The organism is Streptomyces sp. ASQP_92 (assembly GCF_025399895.1).
GTDB lineage: Bacteria > Actinomycetota > Actinomycetes > Streptomycetales > Streptomycetaceae > Streptomyces.
The window spans coordinates 984,295-1,004,333 of the sequence record NZ_JAODUA010000001.1 but is presented as its reverse complement, the minus strand read 5'-3'; the positions used below and the strand labels follow the sequence as shown (position 1 = coordinate 1,004,333).

The following is a 20,039-nucleotide window of genomic DNA, read 5'->3' as shown; positions in this document are numbered from 1 at the left end:
CCTACAGGGTCGGGCGTCCGTATGACAGCGCGCCCGCCGGTCCGGCGTGGACCCGGCGGGCGCCGTCGGTGGTACGGGTTCTACATGATGGGGTCGGGCTGGCGCGCGAGGTCGGCCGCGCCCACCAGACCGGCCTTGTTGCCGAGCTGGGCCGCGATGACATCGGCGACCGGGCGCCAGTTCCCGCCGACCAGCCAGCGCTTGTAGGACTTGCGGATGGGGTCGAGCACCAGCTCGCCCTCGTCCGAGAGCCCGCCGCCGACGATGAAGGCGGACGGGTCGAAGAGCGAGGCCAGGTCGGCCAGGCCCGCGCCCGCCCAGCGCGCCAGCTCGCGGTAGGAGTCGACCGCCACCGGGTCACCCTGACGGGCGGCCATCGAGATGTGCTTGCCCTCGATGCCCTCGGGGGTGCCGTCGCCGAGCCCGAGCAGGAACTCGGCGCGCTCGGGGGTGGCGTTGGCGCGCTGCTTGGCGTAGCGCACCAGGGCGCGGCCTGAGGCGTACTGCTCCCAGCAGCCCTGGCTTCCGCAGCCGCACAGCAGGCCGTCCGGCACCATCCGGATGTGGCCGAACTCGGCGGCCACGCCGAAGTGGCCGCGGCGCAGCTTGTTGCCGATGATGATGCCGCCGCCGAGGCCGGTGCCCAGCGTGATGCAGATGACGTTGCGGTGGCCCTTGCCGGCGCCGAAGCGGTACTCGCCCCAGGCGGCCGCGTTGGCGTCGTTCTCGACGACGACCGGGAGGCCGACGCGCAGCTCGACCTTCTCCTTCAGCGGTTCCTGACGCCAGTCGATGTTGGGCGCGAAGTAGACGGTGGACCGCTGGCGGTTGACGTAACCGGCGGCCCCGATGCCCACGCCCACGATCTCGTGTCCGACGCGCGCGCCGTCGACGGCCGAGGCGATCGCGTCCACGATGGCATCGGGCGTGCCGGGAGTCGGCACCTTGTGGGTCGAGAGGATGTTGCCCTCCTCGTCGACCACGCCCGCCGCGATCTTCGTGCCGCCGATATCGACACCGATGGTGAGTCCCATGAATCCCTCAGTTCGGTCGAGCCCCGCTACGGCCAACCGTACCCGAGCCGGGGCGGCACCCAGCGTGCCGAGCCCGCGTTCGTCCGGGGGGTGGGACGGGGGCGGCGCTTTGTCCGTACCGGTCCGGATGTCGGGGCGGGCGGCTCGCGGGGCGGCGGGCCGGGGCGGGGGTCTCGTCGGAGGGCTCAGTCGAGGTCGATGTGCTCGGTGGGGCCGGGGCCCTCGTCGCCTTCGCGGCCGGTGCGTTCGCGGCCGGTGCCCTTGCGGTCGGCGTCGGACGTCCAGCGCCTCTCGTGGCCCTCGACGGCCGAGCGGTAGGCGGCGAGCAGTTCCCCGCCGGCCGCGGCGAGGTGGTCGAAGACCTCGGGGTTGCGCTCGATGACGGGCTCGACGGCGGCCTTCGCCTGGCTGATGAGCTGCTGCACGGCGCCCTGGGCCGCCATGCCGGACAGGCCCGAGGGGCCGTCGAAGAGCCCGGCGAACTTGTCGGTGACGGCGCCCAGCAGCTTGCGCAGCTCCTCGGCGGCGGACCCCGGCTCGGGGCCGTACTGGGCGCGCCGGCGTTCCTGCTCGGCGGCCAGGTCCTCGGCGCAGGCGTCGGCCCAGGCATCCGCGTCGGGGGCGGGGCGCTCGGTGGCTTCGCTCATGGCGGACTCCAGCCGCTGGTTTCCTACGGTGTCGTTTCTCTCGACGTTACCCGAACGGAGGTATCGCGTTCACTGTCCGCGGGGCCACAGCTCGGGATCGGGCGCGAACCGGATGTCCAGAACGCCGTCGTGCAGCCCGGCACCGGTGACGGTGCAGCGGCGCAGCGCCGAGGGCAGCGGCACGATCCGCCGGAACGGGCCGACGGTGAGCAGGAGTTCGTCACCGCGCCGCACCAGCGAGAGCCCGTCCTTGACGGCGCCGGGCAGCGGCAGGCTCCACACCAGGACGCCGTCCTCGGCGAGCCGGTCGTGGACGGCCCATCGCGGGGGCGAAGGCACGCTCTCGTCGGGCCCGTGACCGGCGTCGAGGAGGTCGAGGTCGTCGTCGCCGCGCGGATCGCGGCCGAGGTGGGCCACCTCGCGCACGGCGGGGAACTCCCCGGCCAGCTCGTCCAGGTACTTGCGCTGCTGCGCGACGAGCCCGGCGAGCCAGGGGTCGGGGGTCTCGGCGGGCAGCAGCCGGTTGGCGACCATCGTGTCGAGGGCGAGGCCGTGCACGGCGATGCCGAGCCGTGCGGTGCGCAGCGCATCGGCCGCGGCAGGACCCGGCTCCGCGACCAGGCGCACGGTGGTGCCCGGGTCCTCGATCACGGCCTGGACGGCGGCCAGTTCGCGGTCCCAGCGGGCGGCGGTCTCGTACAGCCACTGGGCGGGCATGGGCACCCCGGCGAGCTGGGCGAGGACCGGGCGCAGTGAGCGGGCGGCCTGGCGCTCGGGCGGCAGGAGGCGGCGCAGATAGCGGCGCAGTTGCTCGGGCAGCGCGAGGGCGGCGAGGGCGCGGTCGGCGGGCGGGAGGTCGACGACGAGCAGCCCGGGTTCGCCGGCCGCCGTCTCGCGCAGGGCGGCGAGCAGGGCGAGCTGTTCGGCGCCGGGGAGTTCGGTGAGTTCCTCGGCGTCCAGGCGGGAGGCGCCGAGGAGGTCGAGGGCGGCGCCCGCGCGGTCCTGGAAGGCGAGGAGTTCGGCGCGGAAGTGGGCCGCCGCCTCGACGCGCCGGACGGTGACCCCGGCGAGTTCGCCGGGCAGCCGGTCCGCGGTCAGCAGGGTGACCCGGGTGCCGCGCCGGGCGGCGGCGCGCGCGGTCGCCGCCGCGACGGTGGTGCGGCCCGCGCCGCCGGGGCCGGTGACCAGGACCGTACGCACGTCTAGAGCTTCTTGTTCCCGTCGGCGGAGCCGGCCCCGGCGCCGCCCGAACCGCTCTCGACGCGCTTCTTCAGGCCGGCGAGCGCGCGGTCGATGATGACCTTCTCGGCCTTGCGCTTGATCATGCCGAGCATGGGGATCTTGACGTCGACGGTGAGCCGGTAGGTGACCTCGGTCTTCCCGCCGGGGGCGTCCGCGAGGATGTACGAGCCGTCGAGGGTGCGCAGCATCTGGGACTTGACCAGCGTCCAGCTGACCGTGTTGCCGTTCCAGGTGTAGGCCAGGGTGTGGTCGTCCTTGATGGCGCCCGCGTCGAGCACCAGCCGCACCTTCTCGGCGTGACCGGCGGCGTCGGTGGCGAGGACCTCGGCCTGCTTCACCTCGCCGGTCCACTCCGGGTAGCGGGCGAAGTCCGCGATCACCCCCATGACGTCGGCGGGGGCTGCCTCGATGGTGATAGACGAGCTGGTGTGTTCCGCCATCGTCGTGGCTCCTCCAGTGCGCGGTCCGGTGGGTCTGGGTCTCCCCGGCCCGGCGGGGCCGTCGTTGGTGGGGAGATGTGCGTGCAGGCTATCGCGTACGGGTCGGCGCCCACTCCAGTGGCCGGATCACCACTGGAGGGCGAAGGGCCGGGAGGTGGCCGCGAAGTGGCCGACGTTCACGCACTCGGTGCGGCCGATCCGCATCCGCCGGGCCAGCGGCTGATGGACGTGGCCGAACAGGGAGTAGCGGGGCCGGGTCTTCCCGATGGCCGCGAGCAGGGCGCGCGAGCCGCGCTCGAAGCGGCGGGCGACGGTGTCGTAGACGAGCTCGGGGACCTCGGGCGGGATGTGCGAGCAGAGCACGTCGACCTCGCCGAGCGCCTCGACCTTGGCGGCGTACTCCTCGTCGGAGATCTCGTAGGGCGTGCGCATCGGTGTCCGCAGCCCGCCGCCGACGAAGCCGAAGACGCGGCCGGCTATCTCCACGCGCTGACCGTCCAGAACGGTGGTGCCCGGGCCCGCGTACTGCGGCCAGAGGCCCGGCATGTCGACGTTGCCGTACGTGGCGTACGTCGGGGTGGGGAAGGCGGCGAACAGCTCGGCGTACTGGCGCCGGACCGCGGCCTCGATCGCGGCCTCCCGGTCCAGGCCGGCCCAGAGCGAACGCCCCAGCTCACGGGCCTCCTCGAAGCGCCGGGCGGTGCGCAGGGCGACGATCCGGTCGGCGTTGTCGACGCCGAAGAGGTCGGGGAAGATGCCGCGCGAGTGGTCGGCGTAGTCGAGGAAGAGGACCAGGTCACCGAGGCAGATCAGGGCGTCCGCGCCCTCACCCGCCCTGGCCAGGCCCTCGGCGTTCCCGTGCACGTCACTGACCACATGAACTCGCATGCGGATCACCTTAGGCCGTCGACCTGCGGTTACTTCCGGGTGGTCAAAGGTGTGGACTACTGTGCGCGAAGCAGTGTCAAACATGTGTGACGCACCGAACATCTGGCCAGAACCCCCTATCCGGAACCCACTACCGGTGGGTAACGTCCGGGCAGTCCAGTCGTGCTCGTCAGTTCCGCCCCCCACGGATCCGCCGGGCACCTGCCCGATCTTGGACCGCAGCCGGTGCGTCACACAGAGCCGTGGCACCGGCGCCCGATGAGGAGCAGCAGTCTTGCGCGAGTTCAGCCTTCCGGCCCTGTACGAGGTCCCTTCGGACGGCAACCTGACGGATCTGATCCGCCGCAATGCCGCTCAGCATCCCGACGTCGCGGTGATGGGCCGCAAGATCGCGGGTGCCTGGGCCGATGTCACCGCCCGCCAGTTCCTCGCCGAGGTGCGCGCCGTCGCCAAGGGCCTGATCGCCGCGGGCGTCGAGGCGGGCGACCGCGTCGCCCTGCTCTCGCGCACCCGCTACGAGTGGGTGCTGATCGACTTCGCGATCTGGAGCGCGGGCGCCGTCACCGTGCCGGTGTACGAGACCAGCTCCCCCGAGCAGATCCAGTGGATCCTCGGCGACTCCGCCGCCACGCTCGCCATCGTCGAGTCCCCGGCGCACGAGGCGTCGGTGGAGTCGGTCCGGGCCGGCCTGCCCGCGCTCAAGGGCATCTGGCAGGTCGAGGCCGACGCCGTCGCCCGGCTCACCGCGGCCGGCGCGGACATCGCCGACGCCGTGCTCGACGCCCGGATGTCCTCGGCGCACGCCGACGATCCGGCGACCATCGTCTACACCTCGGGCACCACCGGCCGCCCCAAGGGCTGTGTGCTCACCCACCGCGCGTTCTTCGCCGAGTGCGGCAACGTGGTCGAGCGCCTCAAGCCGCTCTTCCGCACCGGCGAGTGCTCGGTCCTGCTCTTCCTGCCCGCCGCCCACGTCTTCGGGCGCCTGGTCGAGGTGGCCTCGGTGATGGCCCCGATCAAGCTCGGCTGCGTACCGGACATCAAGAACCTCACCGATGAACTCGCCTCGTTCCGGCCGACGTTGATCCTCGGTGTGCCGCGCGTCTTCGAGAAGGTCTACAACTCGGCGCGCGCCAAGGCGCAGGCCGACGGCAAGGGCAAGATCTTCGACAAGGCCGCCGGCACCGCGATCGCCTACAGCAAGGCGCTCAGCACGGACGCCGGGCCGTCCATCGGTCTGAAGCTCAAGCACAAGGTCTTCGACAAGCTCGTCTTCAGCAAGCTGCGGGCGGTGCTCGGCGGGCGCGGCGAGTACGCGATCTCCGGCGGCGCGCCGCTGGGCGAGCGGCTCGGCCACTTCTTCCGCGGCATCGGCTTCACGGTCCTGGAGGGCTACGGCCTCACCGAGTCCTGCGCCGCGACCGCCTTCAACCCGTGGGACCGGCCCAAGATCGGCACGGTCGGTCAGCCGCTGCCGGGTTCGGTGGTGCGGATCGCGGACGACGGCGAGGTGCTGCTCCACGGCGAGCACCTGTTCCAGGGCTACTGGAACAACGAGTCCGCGACCGCCGAGGCGCTGGCCGACGGCTGGTTCCACACCGGTGACATCGGCACCCTCGACGAGGACGGCTATCTCGCGATCACCGGCCGCAAGAAGGAGATCATCGTCACGGCGGGCGGCAAGAACGTCGCCCCCGCGGTGATCGAGGACCGCATCCGCGGGCACGCGCTCGTCGCCGAGTGCATGGTCGTCGGCGACGGACGGCCCTTCGTGGGCGCGCTCATCACGCTGGACGAGGAGTTCCTCGGCCGCTGGGCGGAGGAGCACGGCAAGCCCGTGGGGGCCACCGCGATCTCGCTGCGCGACGACGCGGAGCTCCTCGCGGAGGTGCAGCGGGCGGTGGACGACGGCAACGCGGCGGTCTCCAAGGCGGAGTCGGTACGCAAGTTCCGCATCCTCGGGGCGCAGTTCACGGAGGAGGCGGGGCACATCACGCCGTCGCTGAAGCTCAAGCGGAATGTTGTGGCCAAGGATTTCGCGGACGAGATCGAAGCGATCTACACCCCCTGAGCCCCAGGGGGCCCGGGGGCTCCGCCCCCGACCCCGTTCGCGCCTCAAGGCCGCTCGTCCTCAAACGCCGGACGGGCTGAGGATGCTCGACGCGGGCCCGCATCGGTCCTGCCAGGGGCGAAGGGCTTTCAGGGGCGCGGGGAACTGCGCGATCAGCCACGCACGGTCCGCGGGCGCCCTGGGGCTCCGCCCCAGACCCCGTTCGCGCCTGAACGGCGCTCGTCCTCAAACGCCGGACGGGCTGAGGATGCCCGTGCGGCCCGGCACCGAGCAGTTCAGGGGCGCGAGGAACTGCGCGAGAAGCGACCACGGTCCGCAGACCGAAGGACCTTCAGGGGCGCGAGGAACTGCGCGAGAAGCGACCACGGCCCGCGGACCGAAGGCCCTTCAGGGGCGCGAGGAACTGCGCGACCAGTCACACACGGTGGACGGACGAGAGCGGGTCGAGGGGCGCGGGGAACTGCGCACAAGGGGGCCCCGGGGCGGAGCCGGGCGCGGGCACCCCCGTTACAGGAGCTCGCGCAGCTTCGCCGCCAGCGAATCCCAGCGCCACCGCTCCTCCACCCACGCCCGCCCCCGCTCCCCCATCCGACTCCGCAGGCCCGCGTCCTGGAGCAGGGTCACGATGCGGTCCGCCGAGGACTCCGCGGAGCCGCCCGGGACGACGAAGCCCGTCTCGCCGTCCAGGACCGCGTCGGGCGCGCCGCCGGAGTCGCCGGCCACCACGGGCAGGCCGGTCGCGGAGGCCTCCAGGTAGACGATGCCGAGGCCCTCGACGTCCAGGCCGCCCCGCCGCGTGCGGCAGGGCATGGCGAAGACGTCCCCCGCCCCGTAGTGCGCGGGCAGTTCCGCCCACGGCACCGCCCCGGTGAAGCGCACCGAGGACGCGACCCCGGTGTCCGCCGCGAGCTTGCGCAGGTCGGCCTCGTAGGGGCCGCCGCCCACGATGAGCAGGACCGCGTCGGGCACCTGCGCGAGGATCGCCGGGAGGGCGAGGATCAGCGTGTCCTGGCCCTTGCGCGGCACGAGCCGCGAGACGCAGACCACCACGGGCCGGTCGGTGAGCTTGAGCCGCTCCCGTACGGCGTCGCCGCCCGAGCCGGGGTGGAAGGTCTTCTCGTCGACGCCGGGCGGCAGTTGGACCATGCGGGCCGCGGCCTGCGGGGTGAGCGCGCCCGCGATCCGGGAACGGGTGTACTCGCCGAGGTAGGTGATGGTGTCGGTGCCCTCGCCGATGCGCCTCAACAGCCCGCGCGCGACGGGGAGTTGGGCCCAGCCGGCCTCATGCCCGTGGGTGGTCGCCACGATCCGCTCCGCGCCGGCCCTGCGCAGCGCGGGCCCCATGAGGCCGAGCGGGGCGGCGGCCCCGAACCACACCGAGGAGCAGCCGTGTTCGCGCAGCAGCCCGACGGCCCGCCGGGTGACCCGGGGCGTCGGGAGCAGCATCGTGGTGCGGTCCCGTACGACGGTGAACGGCTGCTCGGCGTCGAACGCGGCGGTCGCCGCCGCGCCCTCTGGGCCGCGCTTCCACGTCGAGGCGTACACGACGACCTGCTCGGGGTCGAGCCGCAGCGCCATGTTGTGCAGAAACGCCTGGATCCCGCCCGGGCGCGGCGGGAAGTCATTGGTCACGATCAAGGTCTTGTGCATCGCCGCCGACAGTACCGAACCCGGCGCGCGCGGCGGCGGCGGGCGGGCCCGGTCGGCGCCCCGTGCCCGGGGGCTCGGCCCCGCCTGACGCCCCACGGCCCGGGGCACCCGGCATCATGGCTGGTTCCGGGCCCCCGACCCCCCGAAACAAGGACGAGACGGACATCATGAGCATCCCCCGGCGCCCCCTCGCGGTGGCGGCCACCTGGGCCGTGACCCGCTTTCTGCTGCTGCTCTGCGCCTTCAGGGTGCTGGTGCTGCCGGGCCCGGACGTCACCAGCGACGTCCACGCCATCTATCAGGGCTGGTCTCAGGTGCTCGCGACCGGCACCTATCCGCTGGACGACGTGACCTGGCAGTACCCCCCGGCCGCCGCCCTGGCGATCCTCTCCCCCGCCGCCCTGCCGTTCCTCGACTACGCGACCGCGTTCTTCGTGCTCGTCTTCCTGGCGGACGCGCTGGTGTTCTGCCTCCTGATGTACGCGGCGGACCGCCCGGGCACGTCGCTGAGCGGCGCCTGGGTGTGGACGCTCGGAGTGGCGCTGCTCGGCCCGACCGCGTACGCCCGCTACGACCTGATGGTGACGGCCGTCGCGGTCGCCGCGCTGCTGGCGGGGGTCGGCCGGCCGCGCGTCCTGGGCGCGCTCGCCGCGTTCGGGGCCCTGCTGAAGGGGTGGCCGGCCCTGCTGCTCGTCCGCGCGCCGAGGCGGGCCTGGACGGCGGCCGCGGTGACCGGCGCCGCGCTGCTGGTGGCCTGTGTGGTGGCGGCGCCGGGCGCGTTCGCCTTCCTCACCTTCCAGCGGGAGCGGGGCACGGAGGTCGAGTCGCTGGGCGCGCTGGTCTTCCATGTGGCCCGCCTTTTCGGCTGGCGGGGCCGGGTCCAGCTCAACTACGGCTCGGTGGAGTTCCTCGGGCCGTATGTGCCGCTGGTGTCCGCCGTGTCGATGGCGCTGACCGTGCTCGCCTTCGGCTGGCTGCTGCTGTGGCGCGTCAAGGCGCGCGGGCCGGTGCGCCCGAGCACCCCGGCGGACGCGGCGTTCACGGCGGTGCTGCTGTTCACGACCACCAGCCGGGTCATCAGCCCCCAGTACATGCTGTGGCTGGTGGGCCTCGCCGCGGTGTGCCTGGTGTACCGGCGCGGCCCGATGGCCCGGCCCGCGCAGCTCGTCCTGGCCGCCACGGGGGTGACGTTCCTGGAGTTCCCGATCTGGTTCTCGCACGTGGTGGCCGGCGACTGGCTGGGCCTGCTCCTGCTCGCCGTGCGCAACGGCCTGCTGGTCTGGGCGTCCCTCCTGGCCTGCCGCACCCTGTGGCGCACCACCGTCCCGGCGCGCGTCCGCCGCCCCCTCCTTCCTCAGCCCACCCGCGCGGGCGAGCCGTCGACGACGCGCTGACCGCCGATGCGCCACTGAAGCCGCGCCAGAGCCGCGCACTGCACGCCCATCGCCAGCGCCATCGCGAGACAGATCCCCGGCAGCCCGAGCCCCGACAGGGCGTGGGCGAGCCCCAGTTGAAGCACCACCCCGCACCCGGTGATCCCCACCAGACGAGCGCTGCCGCCCCCGCCCTCCACCACCCCGCCCCAGGCGATGAAACACGCGAGCAGGGTCAAGTAGGGCCCCAGGCACCGCAGTTGGAGCACCCCGGCGGACGCGACCGCGCCGTGCACGCCGAACGCCGCCATGATCCAGGGCGCGGCGGCGAACAGGACGAGGGAGCCCCCGGCCCCCAGCACGGCCGCGACGCGCAGGGCCGCGCGGCCGACGGCCCCGCGCTCGTCCCGCCCGGCCCCGAGCAGCCGCGCGGTGTGGATCGCGGCAGCCTGGCGTACGGCGTAGAAGGCCATGGTCGCCCCGTACATCGCCTTGGTCGCGATGCCGTACGCGGCGACCTCGGCGACGCCGATCCGGGCGACGACGGCGACCAGGGCGAGGGCGCCGCCCATGCGCGTGACGAAGTCGGCGGACAGGGGCAGCCCGGTGCGGACCGTGCGCCGCAGATCGGTGGTCCACGCGTACGGGACGGCCCCGGCGGTGCGCGGCACGGGAGCGCTCAGGGCGGGGATGCGGCAGAGCACCACGAGCCCCCGGGCCAGCGCGGCCGAGCGCCCGAGCACGGTGGCCAGCGCCGCCCCCCGCACACCGAGGCCGCAGCCCAGGATCAGCAGCGGGTCGAGGACGAGGACGAGTCCGTTGGCCAGCAACGCCAGGCGCATGGGGGTGCGGGTGTCGCCGGCGCCCTTGAGGATGCCGTCGACGACATTGGTGGCGAAGAGGACCGCGATCCCGGGCAGGGCGATGGAGAAGTAGCCGACGGCAAGGGGAAGGGCCGCGCCCGCGTCGGCGCCCAGCGCCAGACGTGCGATCGGCTCCCGCCCCAGGAAGGTGCCGATCGCGACGGCCGGGGCGAGCAGCGCCCACAGCGCCCAGCCGCCCCGCACGGCCGCCCGCACCGCGCCCGGCTCTCCCGCTCCCCTGGCCCGGGCGAGCAGCACGGTCGTGCCCGACCCGGCCATCAGGGCGACGCCGAGCAGCATGTTCTCGACGTTGGTCGCGACGGCGACCGCGGCCACGGCGTCCCCGCCCAGGCGGGCCACCCAGACCGTGTTGATGATCCCGGCCGCGACCCCGGCCATGAGTTCGCCGTAGACCGGAAACGCGAGCGACACCAGCCGCCTGCGGTGAGCGGTCGCCTCCATGAGCTCTCCCCCGTCGACCAATACCTCGATTCGAGGTAACTCGATAAGAGGTACCATGAGCTCCGGCAACCGGACAAGACGAGGGGCGCCATGCTGGAGCTGTCGATCCTGGGCTTCCTGTACGAGGAGCCGCTGCACGGCTATGAGCTCAAGGAGCGCATCAAGGGCCTCAGCGGCCACATCCGGCCGGTCAGCGACGGGGCGCTCTACCCGGCCCTCACACGCCTGGTGAAGGCCGGCGTCCTGGAGCAGCGCACCGAGGCGGGCAGCGGGGCCGCCCCCCGGCGGATCCTGTCCCTCACCGACGCGGGCCGGGCCGCCCTCCTGGAGCGGCTGCGGCACCCCAAGGACGTCGAGATCACCGACGGCCAGCGCTTCTTCACCCTGCTCGCCTTCCTGCGGCATCTGCCCGACCCCGCCGAACAGGCGGCCGTCCTCGTCCGGCGGCAGACCTTCCTCGAAACGCCCGCGAGCTTCTTCTACCGCGAGGGCGAGCCCGTCACGGTCGAGCGGGCGCCCGATCCATTCCGCCGGGGCATGCTGCGGATCGCGCGGGCCACCGGCGCGGAGGAGAAGGCGTGGCTGGCCGAGACGATCGAGGAACTGGGGGGCGGGCGCTGATCAGGCCAGTCGGGACCGTACGTACTCGCGCCACCGGGTCGTGAACTCCCTTGGTGACAGGCCCAGTTGGTCGCTCATGGCCTTCTCGAGGGCGCCCTCGCGGTGGGGCTGGTCGCCGACCTCGGTGTAGAAGCGGGCCAGGGCGGCCTCGCCCCAGTTCTCGGCGATCATGCGACAGGCCAGCCAGCCGCTCTCGTACGCCTTCGCCAGGCGGTCCGCGCCGCCGTCGAAGCCGAAGTCGGCGTCCGAGGGGAGGCCGGCGGGGAGGTCGCCCGCGCGGACGGCCTTGAGGAGTTCGGGGGCGGCCTGCGGCGCGGTGCGGCCGGTGTCGCGGTAGCCGACCCAGTCCGCGTATCCCTCCGAGAGCCACATCGGGGTGGCGGGCGAGGTGTGGGCGCGGGTGGCGACATGGGTGGTCTCGTGGGCGAGGACGACACGGCGGCCCAGATCGCCGAGGACCGCGTACGCGTCCGGATTCACGATCACCCGGTCCGCCGGGGCGGCCCCGGCGCCGCCCGCCTCGCCGGTGGTCACGGCCGCGATGCCCCGGTAGGAGGCGGCGGGCGCGCCGAGCAGCGCGGCCATGCCGTCCAGGGACGCCGGTACGAGGACGACGACCCGGCGCGCCCAGGTCCCCGGCCAGGCCGCCGACACCGTGGGCACGGCGGCATCCTCCGCCGCCGCGATCTCGTGCAGCTTCGCCGGTTCCTGGCCCACCCCGAGGATCAGGCTGCGGGCGCCCCGCACGACGGTGACCGGGCCCTGCTGCCACAGCGGTTGGGCGGCGCCGGGCGCGGGCCGGTCGCCGGTGACGTACCAGGTCCCGCCGCGCCGGTTCAGCGTCAGGGTGCGCGCCGCCGTCACGGGCGCGGAGTCATAGCCCTGGATCCGGTAGCGCAGATCGACCTGGGCGGTGGCGCCGGCGCCCTTGTGGTCCACCCCGGTGACCTGGTAGGCCCAGGAGGCCAGCGGTACCTGCGCGAGGTTGGTGAACTCGGCGCCCTGGGCCGCCCGCAGAGCGGAGGCCGCGGGGTCGACGGCCGCCAGATAGCCGCTCGCGTCGTGCTTCAGGACCGCGGCCGCGCGCCGGTCCAGAACCTGCTGCACCTCGCCCCGGGTGCCGTCGGACGCCGCCCCGGGCGCCGAGCAGGACGTGGCGCACAGCAGCACCACGAGCGCGCCCCCCGCCGCCCGGCCGCGCCGCGTCCCTCGCCCCAGCCCATGACCTGCCACGCCGCCGATCGTACGGTCACACGCGGGTCACCGAGGAGACGGGCATCATCCCGACGGGGTCGTAGCGCACCGGGGCGCCGGGGTACGGCGCGTGCACCACCTGGCCGTTGCCCACGTACATGGCGATGTGGCTTGCGTCGTGCCGGTAGGCGACCAGGTCCCCGGGCCTGGCCTCGGAGAGCGGCACCTGGTGGCCGGCGTACCGCTGCGCCTGCGAGGTGCGCGGCAGGCCGACGCCGGCCCGCGCGTACGACCACTGCATCAGGCCCGAACAGTCGAACCCGGACGGCCCGTTGGCGCCCCAGATGTACGGTTTGCCGATCGCCGAGCGGGCCGCCATGACGGCCGCCGCGGCGCGCGAGGAGGCGGGGGCGGAGTCGGAGACCGGGGGGAGTTCACCGCGCTCCGAGCGGGAGGCGCGGTCGAAGGCGGCCCGGTCGGTGGCGGTCAGCGCGTTCAGGGTGCGGCGCGCCTCGGCCAGCTTCGACTCCACGGTCCGCTTGTGCCGGGCCACCTCGGTGCGGCTGCGCTCCAGCTCGGCGAGCTTGCGGGTCGCCTCGGCGCGCTGCTGGGCCAGGTGCCGCTGCTCGTGCCGCAGGTCCTGGAGCGCGCCCGACTGGCGTTCGCTGAGCCGGTCGAGGGTGGCGGCCTGGTCGAGATAGGTGGCGGGGTTCGAGGAGAGCAGCAGGGCGAGCGCGGGGTCGATGCCGCCCGCGCGGTACTGGGCCCCGGCGATCGCGCCGAGCGCGCCCCGCATGCGGTTGATCTTCTCCTGGCCGCGCGCGACGCCGTCCTGTGCCTGTTTGACCTGGTCGCGCAGGTGCCTGGCGTGCTCGTCCGCCTTGTCGAACTGCTCGGTGGCCCGCTCGGCCTCCTCGAAGAGCCGGTCGACCTTGGCCTGCCCGGACGGGCTCGGCTCATGCGGGGAGGCGCTCGCCACGGGGGCCCCGAGCGCCGCCGCGGCCGTTGCCGCCGCGGCCGAAAGAACGGTGACGCGGGCGCTCTGGGTCAGGCCCGACTGCGAAGGCCGGCGATGGGACGCCACGGATGCCGTACTCCCTTGCACTGCGTGCGGCCCCTGCCGCCCGGGCGGGCGGCGAGTCACCGGGGGAACCGCACGCCGGACAGTAACGGGGCGAACACCCGTGGGCCAACGACCATGTCGCCTACGCAAAGTGACGCCCCACCGGAGAACACAGGTCACCGGCGGGGCGTCGCGTCAGCGGGAGTTGCCGCAATTCGCCCGTTTGGGCGGTGTGGACGGCTGACGAAGGGTAAGGCGGATCAGCCGATGCGCACACCGAACTGGAAGGGCATGTTGTCCATCGACTCGTAGCGGACGACCGCTCCGGTGTGCGGGGCGTGCAGCACCGTGTTGTTGCCGGCGTACAGGCCGATGTGGTGCAGGTCGCCGAAGAAGAGCACCAGGTCGCCGGGCTTGAGGTCGCCGCGGCCGATCCGGGTGCCCCGGGTGGCCTGCTCCTGCGAGGTGCGCGGCAGGTGAACACCCGCCTGTGCGTAGGCATAGCCGGTCAGACCCGAGCAGTCGAAGGTCGCCATGCCGGTCGCGCCGTAGCTGTACGGCTTGCCCAACTGGGTCTGGGCGGCGGCGAGGGCGGCGGCGCCGACTCCCGAGGCCGGCACGTCCTTGCCGAGGTTGGGCCGCTCGGTGGAGCGGTTGGCACGGGCCTCGTCGGAGGCGAGCGCGGCCTTCTCCTGCGCGGTCAGCGTGTTGAGCAGCTTCTGCGCCTCGCCGAGCTTGCCCTGGACTTCCTTCTTCTTGTCGTCGAGCACCTGGCGGGTGTCGGCGAGGTCCTTCAGCTTGTCCTGGGCCTCCTTGCGCTGCTGCGCGAGGGTGCGCTGCTTGCCCTGGATCTTCTGGAGCGCCTCGGTCTGGTTGGCGCCGAGCTGGTCGAGGGAGGACGCCTTGTCGAGGAAGTCGTCCGGGTTGGAGGAGAGGAAGAGGGCGAGCGAGGGGTCGATGCCACCGGAGCGGTACTGCGCGGAGGCCATCGAACCGAGGCCGCTGCGCAGGGTGTTGAGCTCCTGCTGGCCGCGGGCCACCTTGTCCTGGATCTCGCCGATCTGCTTCTCGAGCTGACCCTGCTTCTCCTTGGCGCCGTTGGCCGCCTCGGTCGCCTGCTCGGCCTCGTCGTAGAGCTTGTCGACCTTGCTCTTGACCTCGTCCTTGGTGGGCTTCGGGTCCGCCTGCGCGGCCTGCGACGTAAGGGCGACGACAGCGGCGGCGGTCGCGCTGAGCACGGTCACGCGCGTGCGGCTCGCGGGCTTGGGACGACGGTGGGACCCCACGAAGGCGAGCTCCTTCTTCCTCAGCCGCCGAACAGAGCAGAATCGGCGGGCCCTTCACGGACACCCCGAACGAGTGATCAACCGCATGAAGGTACGAGCCCCGACCCTAGTGACCTTCTTGTGATCAGTTCAAATCCTGATGGCAAAAAAATCGGTCACTGAGAGGATTCTTTACTGTCATCCCACGCGCAGTAGTGGACACTTGACGGAGTGCTCGTCGCCGATCACCCGAATTCGGGCATTGAACGCAGGAGTTGCAGAACGCCCTCAATGCCTCAGACGCGTGAAAGCCGCTTCAGGAGCAACAGAGAGGCGACCGGCCGGGCGCCCGCCTTGGCGACGCCGTCCGCGACCTCCTTGTCCGTGGAGGCGACCACCACCGGCCGCCCCGACGGCTCGGCCCGCACCAGCTGACGGATCAGCTCGTCCGCGGTCACCCCGGGCTTGGAGAACAGCACCCGTACGCCTCGGGGCGGAGCGAGCAGCACCGGGGCCGCCAGTTCCGCGCCGTCGAAGACACAGGTGATCTCGGCGCCGGTCTGCGCGGCCAGCACGGAGAGCCCGCCGAGCAGGCGCAGGCGCTGCTTCTCCAACGGCATCGTCGGATAGCCGGTCTTGGTGACGTTGTAGCCGTCCACCAGCAGATGCACCTGGGGCAGCGCGAGCAGCTGGTCGAGCAGCGCCGGATCGGTCTCCGACAGGGCCCGGGCCGCGATGTCCTTGGGCGTCATGGTGCCCGGCGCGACCGCGTCCACGGTGTCGGCGGGGCGTACCGAGGCGGGCGGCAGGGCGAGTTCGCGCCGCAGGCCCTGGGCGCCCTCCAGGACGGTGTCCAGCAGCAGCCGCAGGCGCATGTCCTCGACGGAACGCCCCTCGCGCGTCGCGCGCCGGCTCGCCTCCAGGCCGGACTCGGCCTCGCTGAGCCGCGTCTTGAGCCGGCGTGTCTCGCTCTCGGCGGCGGTGACGCGCGCGGCCGCCTCGGACTTGATGCCGTCGATCTCGGCGGTGGTCCTGCGCAGGGCCGCCTCGCCACGCTTCACATCGCTCTGCGCGCTGCGCAGCTTGCGCTGGAGCGTCTCGGCCTCCTTGCGGGCCGCGAGCAGTTCGGCGCGCAGGGCCTCGTTCTCGGACTTGATCCGGTCGCGCGCCTCGGCGAGTTCCTCGCGCAGGCGCTCCACCTCGCGCCGGCCCTCCTCCTCCGCACGCTCGGCGAACGCCCGCTGGGCCTCCTCGCCGGCCGCGGCCACCAGCTTCACCCAGCCGGCGGGGCGCAGCACATAGGCGGCGGCCGCCACGTCCACCGGGTCGGCGGCCGCGGGGGGCGAGCCCGCCTCGACGGCCCCGGCGAGCTCCGGCTGCGCCTCCTTGAGCCGCTCGCCGATGCGCTGACGGAAGACCGGGTCGCCCTCCAGGGCGGCGGCCATCGCGTTGCCCGCGAACTTGGCGCGCCGGGTGGGGGTGAAACGGGCGTACTGCCGCAATTGTGCGGGCAGTTCGGCGACGGTCAGGCCGCCGAACGCCTCCGACACGAAGGCGACGACCCGGCGCCGCACCCCTTCGGGCAGCGGGCGGTCGAGCACCTCGGCGGGGCCGTCACCGGCCGCAGCGGCCGGTTCAGCACCGCTTGCATGCTCCACAATCCGTCACCCCAACTGTCATCCGTACCGCGTGGGCGGCCGCCCTCAGGAGGCGGTCGCGGTACCGGTACCCGGCCGGTCCACTAGCTCGATCTGGTCCACCGCGTTGCACCAGCGGCAGCGGACCGACTCGATGGTCTCACTGACCACCTCGCGCTCCTCCACCGTGGGCTCTCCGGCGAGGTCCAGATGGACGTACTCGACCACCTTCGACGAGCGGGTGACATCGAAACGGGTGAGGTTTCCGCAGAGCGTGCAGCGCCACCGGGTCTCGGTGGTCGGCTGGGGAACGGTGGTCATCTGGTGCCGCCCTCTTTTCCACTTTCCATGGTCCAGGATCTCGCGGTGCGCCGTCGAACTGCGGGAGTACTGCCCGCAACCCTACGGCCTACCCATCGGCCCCCGGCACGGCGAGGCGGTCTGTACCGAAAGCTCCCTTTAGGCCATTCTCTCCCCATGACCAAGCGGCGGGCGGCGGCCATCCTGAGCGGCGCGGTGCACGGCCCGACCGTGACCTACGGGCTGATCGCCGCGTGCTGTCTGCTCTTCCTGGTGAGCCCGGTCTCCGGCCTGAACCCGGTGTACGGCACCGGCGACGCGATCCTGAGCGCCCAGAGCGACTACTTCGCGCGCTGGGGCGTCATTCCCGAGGAGCTGATGGGCGGCGTGCCGCACGCCCTGCTCACCCCCCTCACCGCGCTGTTCGTCCACGGCAGCTGGCTGCACCTGCTGGGCAACATGCTCTTCCTGTACGTCTTCGGCGCGATGGCCGAGGAGCGCCTGGGGTGGGCCGAGTTCGCCCTGTTCTATCTGGTGGCCGGCTATCTGGCGCTGTTCGCGTACGCGGCGGCCCACGCGGGTTCGCAGCAGACGCTGGTGGGGGCGTCCGGGGCCATCTCGGCCGTGCTCGGCGCCTTCCTCTACCTCTTCCCGCGGGCCCGGGTGACCAGCATCTTCCCGTTCCTGCTCTTCCTGCCGCTGCGCTTCCCCGCCTGGCTCGTGCTCATCTTCTGGTTCGCCCTGCAATGGCTGGCGATCCAGAGCGCCTCGACCGGGCCCGGAGTGGCCTACCTCGCCCATCTCGTCGGCTTCGGCCTGGGCTTCCTCTACGCGTGGGCCCGTTTCGGCGGGGCGGATAGAGTGAAACGCCGAAAGCCCGTGAAGACCGCGGGTCCGGCCGCCACCGAGGGAGAAAGCCAGCCGTGATCACCGCGATCGTGCTCATCAAGACCAGCGTGGACCGGATCCCCGAGATCGCGGAGTCCATCGCGGCGCTCGACAGCGTCAGCGAGGTGTACTCGGTGACCGGCACCTACGACCTGATCGCGCTGGTCAGGGTGGCCCGCCACGACGACCTCGCGGACATCATCCCCGGCAGCATCAGCAAGATCCCCGGGGTGGAGGGCACGGATACGCACGTGGCGTTCCGCACGTACTCCCAACACGACCTGGAAGCGGCCTTCGCCATCGGCCTGGACTCCTGACCCCGGCCCCTTTCCGCGCAGTTCCCCGCGCCCCCAGCCACTCGATGCCGGGGCACCGGGGCGAGGCCCCAGGGGCCCGGACACACCCTGCGGACCGTGGACGGCTGGCCGCGCAGTTCCCCGCGCCCCCAACTATCCGGTGCAGGCCCGCACCGGACACCTCAGCCCGTCCGGCGATTGAGGACGAGCGCCGTTCAGGCGCGAACCGGGGTCTGGGGCGGAGCCCCAGGAGGCCCGGACACACGGTGCGGGTCGTGCGTGGTTGCTCGCGCAGTTCCCCGCGCCCCCAGCTATCCGGTGCGGGCCCGCACGGGACACCTCAGCCCGTCCGGCGATTGAGGACGAGCGCCGTTCAGGCGCGAACCGGGGTCTGGGGCGGAGCCCCAGGGGCCCGGACACACCGTGCGGACCGTGGACGGCCGGTCGCGCAGTTCCCCGCGCCCCCAGCTACTCGGTGCCGGCCCGCACAAGCACCTTGAGCCCGTCCGGCGATTGAGGACGCGGGGGCCGGGGCGGAGCCCCGGGGAAGGGGAGCCCGGCGGGGTCAGACTGCGGGGACGCAGCGGCCCTCTTCCGTGCGGTACTCCCACTTCGCCCCCTCCACCACCAACTCCCGCACCGCCCGCACAAACCGCTCCACGTGCTCGTCCGGCGTGCCCGCCCCGAAGCTGACCCGGATCGCGTTCAGGGACCGCTCCCCCGGCTCCGCCTCGGGCGCCCCGCACTCGCCCGGGTCCTGCGGGTCGCTGCCGAGCAGGGTGCGCACCAGCGGGTGGGCGCAGAACAGGCCGTCGCGCACCCCGATCCCGTACTCCGCCGACAGCGCCGCCGCGAAGTGCGAGCTGTTCCAGCCGTCGACGACGAACGAGATGACGCCGACCCGGGGCGCGTCGTCCCCGAACAGCGACAGGACCCGCACCTCGGGAACCTCCGCCAGACCCTCGCGGACCTTCGCGATCAGGTGCCGCTCCCGCGAGACGAGCGCGTCGAAGCCCGCCTCGGTGAGCGCCTTGCAGGCGGAGGCGATGGAGTAGACGCCGATGACGTTGGGCGAACCGGCCTCGTGGCGCGTGGCCGTGGTGTGCCACTCGACGTCCACGCCGCCGTCGGTCCGCCGGGCGACCTTCTTGGAGGCGCCGCCGCCCGCGAGGTAGGGCTCGGCCTCCTGGAGCCAGTCCGCGCGCCCCGCCAGCACGCCCGAGCCGAACGGCGCGTACAGCTTGTGTCCGGAGAAGGCGATCCAGTCGACGTCCAACTCCCTTACGGATACGGGGTGATGGGGCGCGAGCTGGGCCGCGTCCAGGACGATGCGGGCGCCGTGGGCGTGCGCGGCGGCGGCGAGTTCGCCCACCGGCCACAGCTCGCCGGTGACGTTGGACGCCCCGGTGACGCAGACCAGCGCGGGGCCGTAGGGGTCGCGGTCGGCGAGCGCCCGCTCCAGCGTCTCGACGGCCTGGCGCGGGGTGCGCGGCGCATTGAGGTAGGTGACGCGGGCGCCCTGCCACGGCAGCAGCGAGGCGTGGTGCTCGGTCTCGAAGACGAAGACCTGGCAGTCGGCGGGGAGGGCCTGGGCGAGCAGGTTGAGCGAGTCGGTGGTGGAGCGGGTGAAGACGACCTGGTCGTCGGCGCGGCAGTCGAGGAACTCGGCGACCGTGGCGCGGCTGTTCTCGAAGAGGTCGGTGGAGAGCTGGGAGAGGTAGCCGGCCCCGCGGTGCACGCTGCCGTAGTAGGGGGCGTACGCGGCGACGTCGTCCCAGACCCGCTGGAGGGCGGGCGCGCTCGCCGCGTAGTCGAGGGCGGCGTACGTCACTTCGCCACCCGTGACCAGCGGCACGGTGACGTCGCGGCCGAGCACCGGCAGCGGCGCGGCACAGCAGGGGTCGGCGGACTCTACGGCGACGGAGGGGGCAGCGGCGGTGGCGGTGGGGCGTGCGGACATGGCGGTATCTCCCGGCAGAACAAGGCGAGTTGACTTCGGACCCCGGGTACGGCGGAGCGGCCCTGCATCGAGTGAGAGGGTTCGACTGCCGTGCCGTGTACGGGGGTTGACCTCGAACACGCAGCCCGAAGAAGGGTGCGCGGAG

The 20,039-nt window shown here is 73.1% G+C and carries 18 protein-coding genes; 5 read left to right on the top strand and 13 right to left on the bottom strand.

Annotation, left to right across the window (positions count from 1 at the left end):
- Positions 1 to 80: 80 nt before the first annotated feature.
- The 5 genes from N4G70_RS04380 to N4G70_RS04360 all read right to left on the bottom strand — a co-directional run bounded on the left by N4G70_RS04380 (position 81) and on the right by N4G70_RS04360 (position 4,251).
- Positions 81 to 1,034, bottom strand: a complete 954-nt coding sequence (locus N4G70_RS04380; protein WP_120724158.1) for an ROK family glucokinase — start codon at positions 1,032 to 1,034, stop codon at positions 81 to 83.
- A 185-nt stretch (positions 1,035 to 1,219) separates the two neighbouring features.
- Positions 1,220 to 1,681: a DUF5304 domain-containing protein gene (locus N4G70_RS04375; RefSeq protein WP_261711019.1), complete on the bottom strand. Its 462-nt coding sequence runs from the start codon at positions 1,679 to 1,681 to the stop codon at positions 1,220 to 1,222.
- A 69-nt stretch (positions 1,682 to 1,750) separates the two neighbouring features.
- The gene (locus tag N4G70_RS04370) at positions 1,751 to 2,881 is read right to left on the bottom strand and encodes an ArsA-related P-loop ATPase (RefSeq protein WP_261711018.1); all 1,131 of its coding nucleotides are present in this window, start codon (positions 2,879 to 2,881) and stop codon (positions 1,751 to 1,753) included.
- Positions 2,882 to 2,883: 2 nt separating this feature from the next.
- Positions 2,884 to 3,363: an SRPBCC family protein gene (locus tag N4G70_RS04365; protein ID WP_261711017.1), complete on the bottom strand. Its 480-nt coding sequence runs from the start codon at positions 3,361 to 3,363 to the stop codon at positions 2,884 to 2,886.
- Positions 3,364 to 3,489: 126 nt separating this feature from the next.
- Positions 3,490 to 4,251 (bottom strand): metallophosphoesterase, encoded by a 762-nt coding sequence (locus N4G70_RS04360; RefSeq protein ID WP_261711016.1) that lies wholly within the window; start codon positions 4,249 to 4,251, stop codon positions 3,490 to 3,492.
- A gap of 274 nt (positions 4,252 to 4,525) precedes the next feature.
- Here N4G70_RS04360 and N4G70_RS04355 point away from each other — a divergent pair, with 274 nt between their 5' ends.
- Complete coding sequence (locus tag N4G70_RS04355; RefSeq protein WP_261711015.1) at positions 4,526 to 6,322, top strand: long-chain fatty acid--CoA ligase; 1,797 nt, start codon at positions 4,526 to 4,528, stop codon at positions 6,320 to 6,322.
- Positions 6,323 to 6,829: 507 nt separating this feature from the next.
- On the opposite strand, the gene N4G70_RS04350 is transcribed toward N4G70_RS04355, so the two are convergent.
- Positions 6,830 to 7,972 carry a glycosyltransferase family 4 protein gene (locus tag N4G70_RS04350; protein ID WP_261711014.1) on the bottom strand — a complete coding sequence of 381 codons (1,143 nt, stop codon included), beginning with the start codon at positions 7,970 to 7,972 and terminating at the stop codon, positions 6,830 to 6,832.
- A 167-nt stretch (positions 7,973 to 8,139) separates the two neighbouring features.
- Between N4G70_RS04350 and N4G70_RS04345 the strand changes: the two genes are divergently transcribed.
- Positions 8,140 to 9,366 (top strand): glycosyltransferase family 87 protein, encoded by a 1,227-nt coding sequence (locus tag N4G70_RS04345; RefSeq protein ID WP_261711013.1) that lies wholly within the window; start codon positions 8,140 to 8,142, stop codon positions 9,364 to 9,366.
- Here N4G70_RS04345 and N4G70_RS04340 read toward each other — a convergent pair.
- Positions 9,327 to 10,670, bottom strand: coding sequence for an MATE family efflux transporter (locus N4G70_RS04340; RefSeq protein WP_261711012.1), 1,344 nt, complete (start codon positions 10,668 to 10,670; stop codon positions 9,327 to 9,329). The genes N4G70_RS04345 and N4G70_RS04340 overlap by 40 nt on opposite strands.
- A 90-nt stretch (positions 10,671 to 10,760) precedes the next feature.
- On the opposite strand from N4G70_RS04340, the gene N4G70_RS04335 reads away from it, so the two are divergent.
- Positions 10,761 to 11,291 carry a PadR family transcriptional regulator gene (locus tag N4G70_RS04335; protein ID WP_261711011.1) on the top strand — a complete coding sequence of 177 codons (531 nt, stop codon included), beginning with the start codon at positions 10,761 to 10,763 and terminating at the stop codon, positions 11,289 to 11,291.
- On the opposite strand, the gene N4G70_RS04330 is transcribed toward N4G70_RS04335, so the two are convergent.
- The 5 genes from N4G70_RS04330 to N4G70_RS04310 all read right to left on the bottom strand — a co-directional run bounded on the left by N4G70_RS04330 (position 11,292) and on the right by N4G70_RS04310 (position 16,771).
- The gene (locus N4G70_RS04330; protein WP_261711010.1) at positions 11,292 to 12,524 is read right to left on the bottom strand and encodes a hypothetical protein; all 1,233 of its coding nucleotides are present in this window, start codon (positions 12,522 to 12,524) and stop codon (positions 11,292 to 11,294) included.
- Positions 12,525 to 12,540: 16 nt separating this feature from the next.
- A complete protein-coding gene (locus N4G70_RS04325; RefSeq protein WP_261711009.1) occupies positions 12,541 to 13,569 on the bottom strand; it encodes an NlpC/P60 family protein in 1,029 nt (342 codons plus the stop codon).
- Between the two features lie 239 nt (positions 13,570 to 13,808).
- Positions 13,809 to 14,834, bottom strand: a complete 1,026-nt coding sequence (locus N4G70_RS04320) for a C40 family peptidase (RefSeq protein WP_261711008.1) — start codon at positions 14,832 to 14,834, stop codon at positions 13,809 to 13,811.
- A 275-nt stretch (positions 14,835 to 15,109) separates the two neighbouring features.
- On the bottom strand, positions 15,110 to 16,471 hold the full coding sequence (locus N4G70_RS04315; protein ID WP_399034066.1) for an NYN domain-containing protein: 1,362 nt from the start codon (positions 16,469 to 16,471) through the stop codon (positions 15,110 to 15,112).
- Between the two features lie 45 nt (positions 16,472 to 16,516).
- Entirely contained in the window at positions 16,517 to 16,771 is a 255-nt protein-coding gene (locus N4G70_RS04310; RefSeq protein ID WP_261711007.1) for a hypothetical protein, read from the bottom strand.
- A gap of 156 nt (positions 16,772 to 16,927) precedes the next feature.
- On the opposite strand from N4G70_RS04310, the gene N4G70_RS04305 reads away from it, so the two are divergent.
- Both N4G70_RS04305 and N4G70_RS04300 read left to right on the top strand, forming a co-directional pair.
- Complete coding sequence (locus N4G70_RS04305) at positions 16,928 to 17,677, top strand: rhomboid family intramembrane serine protease (RefSeq protein WP_261711006.1); 750 nt, start codon at positions 16,928 to 16,930, stop codon at positions 17,675 to 17,677.
- Positions 17,674 to 17,955, top strand: coding sequence for an Lrp/AsnC family transcriptional regulator (locus N4G70_RS04300; protein ID WP_053727718.1), 282 nt, complete (start codon positions 17,674 to 17,676; stop codon positions 17,953 to 17,955). The genes N4G70_RS04305 and N4G70_RS04300 overlap by 4 nt, the downstream gene beginning before the upstream one ends.
- Before the next feature lie 544 nt (positions 17,956 to 18,499).
- On the opposite strand, the gene N4G70_RS04295 is transcribed toward N4G70_RS04300, so the two are convergent.
- The gene (locus N4G70_RS04295; protein WP_261711005.1) at positions 18,500 to 19,894 is read right to left on the bottom strand and encodes an aminotransferase class V-fold PLP-dependent enzyme; all 1,395 of its coding nucleotides are present in this window, start codon (positions 19,892 to 19,894) and stop codon (positions 18,500 to 18,502) included.
- Positions 19,895 to 20,039: the final 145 nt, after the last annotated feature.